Below are 13,022 nucleotides of genomic sequence, written 5' to 3'. Positions count from 1 at the left end.
GGACAGGGAACCCATGACCCGCTACGCCGACATACCCAAGCCCATCCGCTCCGGCATCGTCATCGTCGACCCCGAGCGCGGCACCCCGCAGCGCATCATCGTGCTGCAGTTCAACCCCGACACCCTCGAACGCTCCGTCTCGCCCCAGGCCGCCGGTGGCAGTGGGGATTCCGGCGGCGGAGGGAGTGGAAGCGGGGACCGGAACGAGGCTCTGCGACTCAAGGGCCCGGCCCAGGAGACGTGGAAGTTCACCGCCGAGATCGATGCCACCGATCAGTTCGAGGTGGCGGCGCCCGACGGGATTCATCCTCAGCTCGCCGTGCTCGAAATGCTGGTGCAGCCGACTACCGCGCAGCTTCGGGCCGCTTCCAAGTTGGCGCAGAACGGGACCATTGAGATCAGTCCGATCGAGACGCCGCTCACCCTCTTCACCTGGGGGAGCAAGAGAGTCATGCCCGTGCGGTTGACCGAGTTGTCCGTCAACGAGTCGGCGTTCGACGTGAATCTCAATCCTATTCGGGCGAGCCTCAGCATCGGGCTCAAAGTGCTCACCGTCAGCGATCTGCCTGCCGGGCATCGCGGGGCCGAGTTGTATCTGGCGCATCTCGCGCAGAAGGAGCGGCTCGCCGCCGCCGCGGTCGGGGGGCAGCTCGGGAGCCTTGGGCTCGGTGGCGGCGCCGGGGGCGTCGGTGGCTTCGGTGGCGTTGGATTCGGCGCCGGGATCGGGAGGTAGGCGGAGATGATCGAGCCGTACGAGAGCGCCCTCGACGCGATTCCAGGGGCCCATCCGTATCCCCGTGACAGCCGGTACCACGATGTCGAGATCGGGGTGCACGTCCAGGCCGACGGGACCGAAGTGCGGTACGCCAAGCGGCGGTTGCTGCCGGCCCTCGACGGGACGGAGAACGCCACCGCGCCGCACATCGTCAGCAGCGGGGAGCGGCCCGATCACCTCGGGCAGCGGTACTTCGGGGACCCCGGGCAGTGGTGGCAGATCGCCGATGCCAACCCCGTGCTCGATCCGCGGGAGTTGACCGCCGAGCCCGGTCGGCGTATCGACGTGCCGCTGCCGGGCGGGTTCGCCGGGGGCGGCCGTGGCTGATGAGCCGGTCGGGAACGGGCCCGTACATCTCAGCCTGTACATGGGGCCCCAGCTCACCCGTCCCGTGCCGGCCGAAGTGACCGAGGCGCTGCTGTCCGCGCAGATCACCACCACCGCGGGGGAGCGGAGCGGGTTCCAGATCGCGTTCGACCTGACGAAGACGGGGGTGATCAACCGGCGGCTGCTGCCCGAGGGGTTCTTCGACCCGCGGACCCGGGTGATCGTCACCGCGGCCGTCAAGGGCGTCGCCACCGTGCTGCTCGACGGGCTGATCGTGCGGCAGGAGGTCGGGGCCAGCAATCAGCCGGGGCAGACCACCCTCACCGTCACCGGCGAGGACCTCACCCTGCTGATGGATCTGGAGGAGCGGACCGACCGGTATCCCAACCTCGCGCCGTCCCAGCGCGTCGAACGGATCCTCGCCAAGTACGCCGACTACGGGATCGACACCCGCATCATCCGCGAGCAGGTTCAGCAGCCGCCTCGCGAGCAGTGGCGCGTCGACTATCAGACCGGGACCGACCTCCAGTATGTGAACGACCTGGCGAAGGCGAACGGGTTCACGTTCTATCTCGAACCCGGGCCACGCCCCGGGCGGTCCGTCGCGTTCTGGGGGCCCGAGCAGCGGATCGGGCAGCGGCAGCACGCGCTCAACGTCAACATGGACAACAACTCCACCGTCGACCAGCTCACCTTCGCGTACGACGGGACCGCCCGCGAGGAGCCGCAGGCGCGCGTCCAGAATCCGCGCACCCGCGACATCACCCTGCTCGCCCAGCCCGACATCAGTCCGCTCCGGCCGCCGCTGGGCCGCCGGGCCACGCCCGCGCTCAAGCGCAAGACCTTGTCCGGAACCGCCAAGAAGGACCAGGGACAGGCCGAGGCGGAGGCTCTGGCGCGCGCCGCGACCTCCGCCGACGCCATCTCCGGGTCCGGATCGCTGGACGTGAACCGGCACGGCTACATCCTGCGCCCGCGCGAGTTGGTCGGGGTGCGAGGCGCCGGGGTGACGTACGACGGCGACTACTACGTCAAGTCCGTCACCCACAACCTCAGGCCCGGCTCGTACCAGCAGAACTTCACGATCTCCCGCGAGGGACTCATCGCCAGGAGCACCACCGTCCGTCCGTAGAGGACGCCAGGGATCAGACCAGGAGCTACTTCGTATGGCGGCACCGAACAACCGCTTCCTCGGCAAGTTCCGGGGCCGGGTGATCGACAACAGGGATCCGCTCAGGATCGGCAGGATCACGGCCCAGGTGCCGGATGTGCTCGGCGACGAGGCGTCCACCTGGGCGCTGCCCTGTCTGCCGTTCACCGGGCGCCAGTCGGGTCAGTACGCCGTCCCGGAGATCGGCGCCGGGGTGTGGGTGGAGTTCGAGCAGGGAGACCCCAGCTTCCCTGTCTGGACGGGGTGTTGGTACGGGGACGCCGCCGAGCTGCCGCCCCGCGCGAGCGCGGAGCTGCCCGCCTCGCAGCCGGTGGTGATCCAGACCCCCGGCAACCACAAGCTGGTCATGTCGGACGTGCCCGGCGGCACCGGGATCCTGCTGGAGGCCAGGGGCGGCGCGTACATCCGGATCGACGAGAGGGGCGTGACCGTCGGCAACGGCAGTGGCGCGACGATCGAGTTGATCGGTGACGAGGTCAGCATCAACGGGGGCCGGCTGACCGTGCCCAAGAAGCGATGAGCACAGCGACGGGGAGAGACATGTTGTCCGGGAATCTCATCAACACCGGGTTCACCATCAGTTGTCCGCACGGCGGCCGGGTCGTACCCACGGCCGGTGCGGCGTCCGGGGTACGGCTCGACGGCCTGCCGGTGCCCGCGCCGTCCGACACCTTCGTCGTCAGCGGTTGCCGGCACACCGTCGACCGGGTGCCGTATCCGTGTGTCACGGTCCGCTGGACACCGGGGCCCGGCGACGACGCGGTACGGATCGACGGCGCGCCCGTGCTGCTGGACACGACCTCGGCGCTCTGCCTCAGCGCCGCGCTCGTGCCGCAGGGGCCGCCGGTCGTGACGCCGCTGTCGGGCCGGGGGGTGTGCGCGCGATGAGGAACAGCACCGTACGGAGTGACATCGCCTTTCCGTTCCGGATCGACCGTCGGGGACGCACCGGGCACGCCGCGTACGACGACCATGTCCGCGACCTCATCGAGCAGTTGCTCTTCACGAGCCCCGGTGAGCGCGTGATGCGCCCCGACTTCGGCTGCGGGCTGCTCGATCTGGTCTTCACGCCCAACAGCCCCGAACTCGCCTCCGCGCTGGAGCTGTCCGTACAGGCGTCGCTCCAGCGCTGGCTGGGTGAACTGATCGAGGTGGAGGCCCTGGACGTGGTCAGCGAGGAGAACGTGGTGCGGGTGTATCTGCGGTACGTGGTGCGCGCCACCGCGAGCCGGCGCGACGAGGTGTTCGAGGGGAGTGGTCCGGCATGAGCGGGCCCGGAGGCCAGGTGGAGTGCCGGACGGACGGGCGGCGCGCGCGGGTGCGGGCCGCGCGGCTCGGCGGTGTGGACGCGGTCGAGGTCGGCGACGACGGGCTGACGCTCACCGTCACCTTTCTCGGGAAGGCTCCACACGGGCTGTGCCCGGAGAACGTACGGATCGACGGTGGCCGGCGGATCACCGGGATCGAGGCCGTGGACGTCTCCGTCGAGCGTGAGGAGGACCCGGAGCTCGACGACCGGCTGTTCGTCACGCTCGACCGGACCGGTGACACGTCCCGCTACCGGCTCTCCCTCGTCGAGAAGGACCCGTACGGTCGGCCGGGTACCGAGCCGTTCCCCGGCTTCGACCAGCGGTACCACTCGGCCGGGTTCGACTTCCGGGCCGGTGGTCCCACGCCCTTCGACTGCGTCGATGAGGGGCCTCATGGCGGCACGGCTCCCGTCGGCGGCACTGCGCCGGTCATCGGCACCGCGTCGACCGTTGGCACCGCGCCGGTCATCGACTACGTGGCGCGCGACTACGACTCGGTCCGCAAGGTGATCCTGGACCGGCTGGCGCTCACCACGCCCGGCTGGGTCGAGCGCAACGCCGCCGATCTCGGCACCACACTGGTCGAACTCATCGCCCATACGGCCGATTTGATCAGCTACCAGCAGGACGCGGTGGCGACGGAGGCGTATCTCGACACGGCCCGGCGCCGGGTGTCGGTGCGCCGGCACGTACGGCTCATCGACTATCCGATGCACGACGGGGTCAACGCCCGCGCGTTCGTGACCGTCGAGACCGGGCGCCGGCTGAGCCTGGCACCGGGTACGTTCCGGTTCGCGGCCGTCGACGTACGGAGGCTGGGACCGCGCGACCGGCCCGAGACCGGCACCGTCCTGGACGACCGCGAACTGGCCGCGCTGGACGAGCGCGGGTCGGTGGAGGTCTTCGAGCCGGTCGTCCCGGAGAGCCCGGCGGGGCCGGGGGCGCCGCTGGTGCTGCGGCCGGAACACAACACCATCCGCTTCTGGACCTGGGGCGGCGAGGTGTGTTCGCTGCCCCGGGGCGCCGTCTCGGCGACACTGCGGGACGCGTGGACGGACGAGGAGTGCTCGGCCCGTGCGCTGGATCTGTCGCCGGGCGATCTGCTGCTGATCGAGGAGGTACGGGGCGCCCGCACCGGCACCCCCGGGGACGCGGACCCGGCGCACCGGCAGGCCGTACGCCTCCTGTCCGTCACCCCGGCCGTCGACCGGCTGGCGGATCAGCCCGTGCTGGAGGTGACCTGGGCGCCGCGGGACGCGCTCGCGTTCCCCGTCCGGCTCTCCACCCTCGGCGGACCGCGGTGTGCGCCGGTCGAGGACGTGAGTGTGGCGCGCGGCAATGTCGTGCTCGTCGACCACGGCCGGTCCCTGGCCTTCGACCGGGGCGTTACGGGGGAGACGGTCGTCGTGCCGCCGGCGCCCGCCGTCCTCGGGTCGTGCACGCCCTCCGGCTTCGGCTGCTGGGAGCCCGGCCACGGCAACGCACCCGCCGAGCTGCTCAACTCCCTCATGGACCAGACGGGTCACGGTCGGGCGCTCACCCCGCGCCAGGTACGGGAGCTGTTCACCGTCGTCGGCGACGAGGCCACGGAACGCGTCGGCATCGGGCTGGAGCAGGCGGGCCGCAAGCGCGAGAAGGTCGTCCCCGGCACCGCGTACGCACAGGCCGAGGCGCTGGCGGCGCTGCTGGCCCAGGTCACCTACCCGGGCATCGCGCCGCGCTTCCGGCCGGTGCTGCACCACTCCCCCGTGGTCCAGTCCGTACCGTTCCCCGAGGCCCGCCAAGTCTCGGCCGGGCAGGCCGACCGGCTCGCGGCGATACCGGGCCGGGTACGGCGGCGACTCGTGGAGTTGTGGCGCAGCGCCCGGGACCACGACGGGCTCTCGGCCGAGGAAGTCCGGGAACTGACCGTGCTGTTCGGGCTGCGGGTGCTGGAGCGCTTCGAGCTGCGCCGCCATCCGGTGGCCGCGCTACGGGAGTTGCTGCACCGCAGTGAACGGCTGCTGGCCGCGAAGCTGCGCAGGATCGAGGTGCTGAGCGCGCGGGCCCGCGCGGGCGCGGTGCTCGACAGCGCCATCGCCTGGGAGATCGAGCACAGTTGGGGACCGGAGTACGCGGTCGGTCTCGACCCGGACGACCCGGTGCTGCACGGTCCCGCCACCGCCGTCGTCCAGGATCCGCGCGCCGCGCTGCCCGCGGTGCGGCTGCGGGACGGCGACGCGATCTGGGCCCCGCGGCGGGATCTGCTCGGCAGCGGGCCACGGGACCGGCACTTCGTCGGCGAGTTGGAGGACGACGGGCGGATCGCGCTGCGCTTCGGCGACGGACGGTACGGGGCGCGGCCCCGGCCGGGTGCCCGGCTGGAGCCCCGCTACCGGATCGGCGGCGGAACGGCGGGCAATGTCGGCGCCGAGGCCATCGGCCACCTGGTGCTGTACCGCGATCCGGACGCCCCGGAGACGTCGGGCGCCGGGGAGGCGGCCGCGGTGCGCCGGGTACGCAACCCGCTGCCCGCCGTCGGCGGTGCGGATCCCGAACCTGTCGACCAGGTACGCCAGTTGGCGCCGCTCGATCTGAAGCGCCGACGGCTGCGCGCGGTCACCGCCGAGGACTACGCGGAGCTCGCCGCCGGCCTGCCCGGGGTGCGGCGCGCGGCGGCGGAGATCCGGTGGACCGGGAGTGTGCGGGAGGCGCATGTCGCCGTCGACGCGCTGGGAACCGACGAGCCCGCCGCCGAGCTGCTCGACTCCGTGTCGTACGCGCTGGAGCGGTACCGCCGGATCGGCCACGACCTGGTGGTGGGGCCCGCCCGTACCGTGCCGCTGGACGTCCGGCTCGTGGTGTGCGCCGCCCCCGGCCGCCAGCACGGGCAGATCCTGGCCGAGCTGTACCGGGTGCTGGGCGGCGGACGGCTGCCGGGCGGCGGACTCGGCTTCTTCCACCCCGACGCGCTCACCTTCGGCGAACCCGTCCGGCTGAGCCGGCTGGTCGCCCTGGCGGCGGGTGTACCGGGCGTGGAGAGCGTCCGGGTGACCCGGCTGCGCAGGCTGTTCCACGGGGATCCCCTCGATGACACCGCACTGGAGGACGGCGTGCTGCGGCTCGGACCGCTGGAGATCGCGCGTTGCGACAACGACCCCGACCGGCCCGAGAACGGCCGGCTGTCGATCGAGCTCGGCGGAGGTGCGCGATGACCGGCAGCACCGGGACCGGCTGCGCGTGCGGCTGCGGCGGTCATGACGAGCGGCGGGCGCCCGAACCGCTGTACAACCCGCCGGGCCGCACGGCGCTCGACTACCGCGTCGGTACGTACGGTTCGTTCCTCGCGGCCCTGCTCGACCGGCTCGCCTCCCCCGCCTACCCGGCGCTGCGCGGGCTGACCGTCCGGACGCCGGACGACCCGGCGATCGGGCTGCTGGACGCCTCGGCCGTCGTCGGTGACCTGCTCACGTTCCACACCGAACGGGCGGCCGACGAGGGGTATCTGCGGACGGCGAACGAACACCGCTCGCTGGCGCTCCTCGGCCGGCTGGTCGGCCACCGGCCCCGGCCGGGCATCGCCGCCGACACCCACCTGGCGTACACACTGGACCGCGATCCGCGCGCCGAGGACCTGCCGGTGCTGATCCCCCGCGGGGCGCGCGCCAACAGTGTGCCCGCCACCGCGGACGAGGAGTCGCAGGCGTTCGAGACCAGCGCGGACCTCACCGCCCGCGCCGCGTGGAACGAGCTGGCGGTACGCCGCCGCCGGCCCGCGCTGCTCACCGCGGAGGATCTGCGCAAGCGGTCCGAGATCCAGGTCGCGGGAACCGACACGTCGCTCCGGACCGGCGACAAGCTGCTCTTCGTCTTCGGTACGGCGGCGGGCTCGGGCTCGGATTCCGGCACCGGCACCGGCTCGGGCTCGGGCTCGGATTCCGGCACCGGCACCGGCTCGGGCTCGGGCTCGGGTGAGGGCTCCGGCAACGGCAACGGCAACGGGCAGGGTGGTCAGCCGCTGTTGCTGCCGGTCGCACGCGTCCGCCTCGACCGCGAGGACGACGTGACGGCGATCGGGCTGCCGCAGTCCCCGCCCCCGTCCCTCGCCGAGCTGGTCGCGGAGGTACGCGAGTGGATCACCGAGGACGACCGGGAGACCGAGGACGGCGACCCGGCCCCCGACAACCCCAACCCGCGCCCCATCAGCATGATCATCTCAGTCTTCGACGACCAGGTGCTGGCGCCGCTGCGCGCGGATCTCGACGGGATCACCACGCCGGCGGGGCTCGTACGGCGGCTCGCCGGTCCGCGTGCACGCATGGCCGAGGCGGCGGCCGTCGCCGCCGCCCACGAGGATGTCGCCGCCTGGTTCGAGCAGTTGGCCGCCGTACTCGGCGAACTGTCCGAGCGGGCGGCCGAGTTGGAAACCTCCCAGCCCGAGCCACCGGAGCTGCCCGAGCAACCCGACCGGCCGGACCAGCCCCTGCCACCGGAGGGGTCCCCGCTCGCCGACCGGGCACCCGGCAGCACGGCCGGGGCCGCCCTGCGGGCGCTCGGCGCCGTACTCCCCGCGCTGCGCACCCGTGGCGCGCGGCCGCCCGCCGGCCACGGGGCGCCGTCGGGTGCCCCCGGCGGGCTCCTCGCGCCCGGCTCGGACCTCGGCGCCCGGCTGCTGGCCGCGCTCGATCCGCGGGTGTCGGACAGCCTGTACGCGGCCTGGCGCAACGCCACTCCGGCGGCCGCCGCCGGGGCCGGCGTCCCGCTGCTGCGCGAGCTCCAGGCGATGCGGGTGACCGCGGCCCCCTTCGGGGCGACCGCGCCGCTCCAGCCCGTGCAGGACGAGCGCGGCCGGGTCATCCGCCAGACGGACTGGCCGCTCACCGGCTCCGCGCTGACCACCGTTCGGGTCGTGTACGACACGGCGGGCAAGGTGGCGGTGCGGGCCGAGTTCCAGCACACGGAGTACGGCTCGTCCGTACAGACGTCGGAGCCGCTGCCCGCCGCGAAGACCTTCGGCCTCGGCCCCGGCCAGGTCGTCCTGACCACCGTCCCCGCGCCGAGCGGCAACGGCGACGGCGGCAGCGGGGACGGCGACCGCGCCGAGCCCGAACAGCCGGGTGTGACGGCCCAGTTGCTGCCCGGCCTCCCCGAGAGGACCCTCTTCGTCTCCCTCCCCGGCGACGACGGGCGCGTCCGGATCACCGTCCGGGGCGGCGAGTCGAAGGAGTGGTCGCTGGCACCCGGCGAGCGCCGGCAGGAAGCCCACGAGGGCTACGAGTTGACGGTCCGCTACGCGTCCGGCAGCGAACCGGCGAATGTCGAGATCGGGATCGCCACCGTGCCCGAGCGGCCCCGCCGCCATGTCCTGGCGCTCGACTCCGTGCAGGACGGCGTCACGGTCGGGAGCTGGGTCGCGATCGAGCGGCCCCGCAAGGGCGCCACCGGCCCGGACGGGATCCCCGGTGATCCGAAGCTCGCGTCCGTGAGGACCAGGGTCACCGCGGTGCGCACCGCCGCGTACACCGACTACGGCATCACGGGGCGGGGCACCGAGCTGACCCTCGCGGACCCGTGGCTCGACGCGCACGACGTGCTGCTCTCCACGATCCGGGACACCGTCGTGCACGCGGGCGGCGAGCCGCTGCGCCTCGCGGACGAGCCGCTGGGCGCGGACGTCCACGGCAACGAGCTGGAACTCGACTCGCTCTACGACGGGTTGACCGCCGGCCGCCATCTCGTCGTGTCCGGGGAGCGCACCGACATCCCCGGCACGACCGGGGTGCGCGGCACGGAACTGGCGGTGATCGCCGCGGTGGAGCAGCGCCTCGACCCGCTGCTGCCCGGCGACCATGTCCGTACGACGCTGACGCTCACGGCCGGTCTGGCCCACCGCTACCGCCGTGACACGGTGCGGGTGCAGGGGAACGTGGTGCCGGCGACGCGCGGGGAGAGCCGCGACGAGCCCATCGGCAACGGCGACGCTGAGCGGGTCAACCAGACGTTCGCCCTCTGGCAGTCGCCGCTGACCTGGCTGCCCGCCGACAATCCGCTGGGCGCCGTCCCGACCCTGGAGGTGCGCGTCGACGGACTGCGCTGGCACGAGGTGGACAGCCTGGCCGGACACGGGCCGCGGGACAGGGTGTACGTGTCGGGGACGGACGCGGACGGGCGCCCCACGGTGACCTTCGGCGACGGGGTGATCGGTGCGCGGCTGCCCACCGGGCACGAGAACGTACGGGCCCGCTACCGCTTCGGCACCGGCCGGGCGGCCAACGTGCCCGCGCACCGCGTCACCCAGGCGATCACCCGGCCGCTGGGCGTCACCGCCGTGACCAATCCGCTGGCCGCGACGGGGGGCGCGGACGGCGACGGACCCGGGCTCACCCGGCGCACCGTCCCCCTCGCGGTCTCCGCGCTCGACCGCCTCGTCTCCCTCCGGGACTACGAGGACTTCGCCCGCTCACGGGCGGGGATCGGCCGGGCGGCGGCCCGCGAGATCTTCGACGGGCGGCGGCGCGTGCTCCACCTGACGGTCGCGGGGACCGACGACATCGCGATCGCCGACGACTCCGAGGTGCTGCGCGCGCTGCGCTCCTCGCTCGCGCGGTACGGCGACGCGCGCCTCCCGGTCCGGGTCGACGTGCGCGAGCTGGTGCTGCTGCTGCTGGCGGCACGGGTGAAGGTGGCCCCCGACCACACCTGGACCGTGGTCGAACCGCGGCTGCGGCAGGCGCTGCTGTACGCGTTCGGCAGCGGGCGAGGGGAGTTGGGGCGTCCCGTCCATCTCTCCGAGGTCCTGGCGACCGCCCACCGGGTGCCCGGTGTGGAGTACGTGGATGTCGATGTCTTCACCGGGCTGCCGGCATCGGTCACCGCCGACGGGCTGTCCGGGCTCGCGGACGGCCTCACGCGCCCGCGCGCCTCCATACCGGCGCGGCTCGCCACGTACGACGTGGACACCCACCGGGTCACCGCCGCGGACGGCGAGACGCTCACCCTGATCGCCGCGCGGTACGGCCTGTCACTGGACCGACTGCTGCGTCTGAACCCGGACATCACCGATACCCGGCCGCTGGAGAAGGGACGGGTGGTGTGTGTCTTCCGGGGCATCAGGCCGGCCCAGCTCGCCCTGCTGACACCGGAGGTCGCGGACACACTGATCCTGACGGAGGTCACCGCATGAGCAGGGAACCGGACGGGCTCGCGGAGCTCCTCCCGCAGTGGCACCGGCTGCGCGACGCCGAGGACGGCGAACCGCTGCGCGCCCTGCTCGCGGTGATCGCCGAGCAGGTGGACCGGGTACGGGACGGGGTCGAGCAGGGGTACGAGGACCGGTTCGTGGAGACCGCGGCGCCCTGGGTGCTGCCGTACCTCGGTGACCTGGTCGGTTACACCGCGCTGCCGGGGTTCGAGCGCGTACAGGCGCGCGGACTCGGTACGGAGGGCGCGGACGCGGTGGAGGCGCGGGAGCGGCTCGCGGAGGCGCTGGCGCCGCGCCGCGATGTCGCCGCGACCGTCGCCAACCGGCGGCGCAAGGGCACGCTCGCCCTGCTGGAGGAGCTGGCCGAAGGGGTCGCCGGCTGGCCGTCGCGGGCGGTGGAACTCTCCCGGCTCGTCTCGCACCACCAGCCCGTCAAGCTGTACGGGGCGGCGACCTCCGCGGTGGACGCCCGCCGCCTGGAGCGCGGCAGGCTCGCGGACGTACGGGACGGCTCCGCGCTCGATCTGGCGGGCGGTCCCTTCGGCGCGGTGGCGCGGACGGCGGAGGTCCGGCGGGCCGGTTCGGAGCGCCGTCAGGGCGGCAACTCCCCTGCCGGGGTGGGGCTGTTCGTGTGGCGGCTCAAGCCGCACCACGTGACGGGCGCGCCGGCGTACTGCGTGGACCGGGCCCGTAACCTCTACACATTCTCGATCCTCGGCAACGACACACCGCTGGTGACCAGGCCGGTGCCCGAGCCGTCGCCAGCCCACGTCGCGACGATCGACCACGTCCCCGCGTACATCCGCCGCAGGCAGCTCGCCGACCGGCTCCTGGACTACTACGGCCCCGGGAAGAGTTTCACCATCCGGCGCGACGGGCGGAAGGAGCCGGTGCCGCTGTCGGACCTCGTCGTGGCGGACCTGACCGACTGGCGCTACCGCCCGGCGCGCGGGCAGGTGGCCGTCGACCCGGTGCTCGGCCGGATCGCGTTCGGGGCGCGCTCCGCGCCGCGCCAGGGCGTCTGGGTCAGCTATCACACCGCGTTCTCCGACGACATGGGCGGCGGCGAGTACCCCCGGGACCGGGAGACGCCGGTGACGGCGGCGGTGTACCAGGTCGGCCCCGGCCGCCGGTATCAGCGGATCACGGACGCGTACGGCGCGTGGCGGGAGGACCGGCGCGGCGGGCGCTGCGGCCCCGACGGCGTCATCGAGATCACGCACAGCGGCGCGTACCAGGAGCAGTTGGACTTCGAGCTGGACCCCGGCGACCGCCTGGAGGTACGGGCGGCCGAGGGCGCCCGGCCGGTGATCCGGCTGCTGGACTGGTACAGCAACCGGCCCGACGCGCTCAACATCCGTGCCACGGAGGACGGGGAGGAATCGGAGGGTGACGGCGCAGGTGAAGGCGACGGGGGCGGGGAACGGAGAGGTACCCCCGCGGACGCGGCGCGGCCCGCTCCGCCGCGGATCGTGCTGGACGGTCTGCTGATCACCGGGCGCGGTCTCCATGTCTCCGGGCCCCTCGGCGCGCTCGCCCTGCGCCACTGCACGCTCGTCCCCGGCTGGTCGCTGGAGCCGCACTGCGAGCCGCACTCCCCCGAGGAGCCGAGCCTGGTGCTGGACCGCACCACCGCGTGTGTGTCGATCGAGCGGAGCGTCCTCGGCACCATCGAGGTGATCGGTGACGAGGTACGGCACGACCCGCTGCCGCTCCACATCCGCGACAGCGTCCTCGACGCCACCGGCCACGACCGGGCCGCCCTGTCCGCGCCGGACTGCCGCCACGCCCACGCCGTGCTGCACGCGTACCGCACCACGGTGATCGGCGAGATCCACACGCACGCGGTGGAGATCGCCGAGAACAGCGTCTTCACGGGGGTGGTCCGGGTGGCCCGGCGGGGCATCGGCTGTCTGCGGTTCTCGTACGTGCCGCCCGGCTCCCGCACCCCCCGGCGCCACCGCTGCCAGCCGGATCTGGCGGGCCGGGAGAACGCGCAGCTCGTACGGCCGCTGTTCACGAGCGAGCGGTACGGGACGCCCGCGTACGGGCAGTTCGCGGCGGGGTGTGCCGAGGAGATCGCGCGGGGCGCGGACGACGGCTCCGAGATGGGCGCCTTCCACGACCTCTACCAGCCGCAGCGCCTGGACAGCCTGCGAGCCCGGCTCGCCGAGTACACCCCGGCCGGTACGGACGCCGGCATCTTCCACGTCACCTGACGCCTGACACCTGACGTCTGATGCCTCATGTGATGCCCGA

Annotated in this window: 9 protein-coding genes; all 9 read left to right on the top strand. The window is 73.4% G+C overall.

The window, feature by feature from the left end:
* Positions 1 to 13 precede the first annotated feature (13 nt).
* From ACFTZC_RS01725 to ACFTZC_RS01685, 9 genes are read left to right on the top strand one after another with little or no spacing between them, the layout of a single operon-like run.
* Positions 14 to 733 (top strand): hypothetical protein, encoded by a 720-nt coding sequence (locus tag ACFTZC_RS01725; RefSeq protein WP_382885776.1) that lies wholly within the window; start codon positions 14 to 16, stop codon positions 731 to 733.
* Positions 734 to 739: 6 nt separating this feature from the next.
* Positions 740 to 1,102 carry a hypothetical protein gene (locus ACFTZC_RS01720; RefSeq protein WP_382885774.1) on the top strand — a complete coding sequence of 121 codons (363 nt, stop codon included), beginning with the start codon at positions 740 to 742 and terminating at the stop codon, positions 1,100 to 1,102.
* Positions 1,095 to 2,234, top strand: coding sequence for a hypothetical protein (locus tag ACFTZC_RS01715; protein ID WP_382885772.1), 1,140 nt, complete (start codon positions 1,095 to 1,097; stop codon positions 2,232 to 2,234). The genes ACFTZC_RS01720 and ACFTZC_RS01715 overlap by 8 nt, the downstream gene beginning before the upstream one ends.
* 34 nt (positions 2,235 to 2,268) lie before the next feature.
* Positions 2,269 to 2,793 (top strand): phage baseplate assembly protein V, encoded by a 525-nt coding sequence (locus ACFTZC_RS01710; RefSeq protein ID WP_382885771.1) that lies wholly within the window; start codon positions 2,269 to 2,271, stop codon positions 2,791 to 2,793.
* A gap of 20 nt (positions 2,794 to 2,813) precedes the next feature.
* On the top strand, positions 2,814 to 3,161 hold the full coding sequence (locus tag ACFTZC_RS01705; RefSeq protein WP_382885769.1) for a hypothetical protein: 348 nt from the start codon (positions 2,814 to 2,816) through the stop codon (positions 3,159 to 3,161).
* Positions 3,158 to 3,541: a GPW/gp25 family protein gene (locus tag ACFTZC_RS01700; RefSeq protein WP_382885768.1), complete on the top strand. Its 384-nt coding sequence runs from the start codon at positions 3,158 to 3,160 to the stop codon at positions 3,539 to 3,541. The genes ACFTZC_RS01705 and ACFTZC_RS01700 overlap by 4 nt, the downstream gene beginning before the upstream one ends.
* Complete coding sequence (locus ACFTZC_RS01695) at positions 3,538 to 6,777, top strand: putative baseplate assembly protein (RefSeq protein WP_382885767.1); 3,240 nt, start codon at positions 3,538 to 3,540, stop codon at positions 6,775 to 6,777. Before ACFTZC_RS01700 ends, ACFTZC_RS01695 begins: the two co-directional genes overlap by 4 nt.
* Positions 6,774 to 10,745, top strand: coding sequence for a putative baseplate assembly protein (locus ACFTZC_RS01690; RefSeq protein ID WP_382885765.1), 3,972 nt, complete (start codon positions 6,774 to 6,776; stop codon positions 10,743 to 10,745). Before ACFTZC_RS01695 ends, ACFTZC_RS01690 begins: the two co-directional genes overlap by 4 nt.
* The gene (locus ACFTZC_RS01685; protein WP_382885763.1) at positions 10,742 to 12,982 is read left to right on the top strand and encodes a hypothetical protein; all 2,241 of its coding nucleotides are present in this window, start codon (positions 10,742 to 10,744) and stop codon (positions 12,980 to 12,982) included. Before ACFTZC_RS01690 ends, ACFTZC_RS01685 begins: the two co-directional genes overlap by 4 nt.
* The last annotated feature ends 40 nt before the right edge of the window (positions 12,983 to 13,022 follow it).

This window comes from Streptomyces sp. NPDC056987 (assembly GCF_042673865.1).
GTDB lineage: Bacteria > Actinomycetota > Actinomycetes > Streptomycetales > Streptomycetaceae > Streptomyces.
The sequence above is the reverse complement of the archived record's forward strand: the minus strand, read 5'-3'. Positions and strand labels throughout refer to the sequence as shown.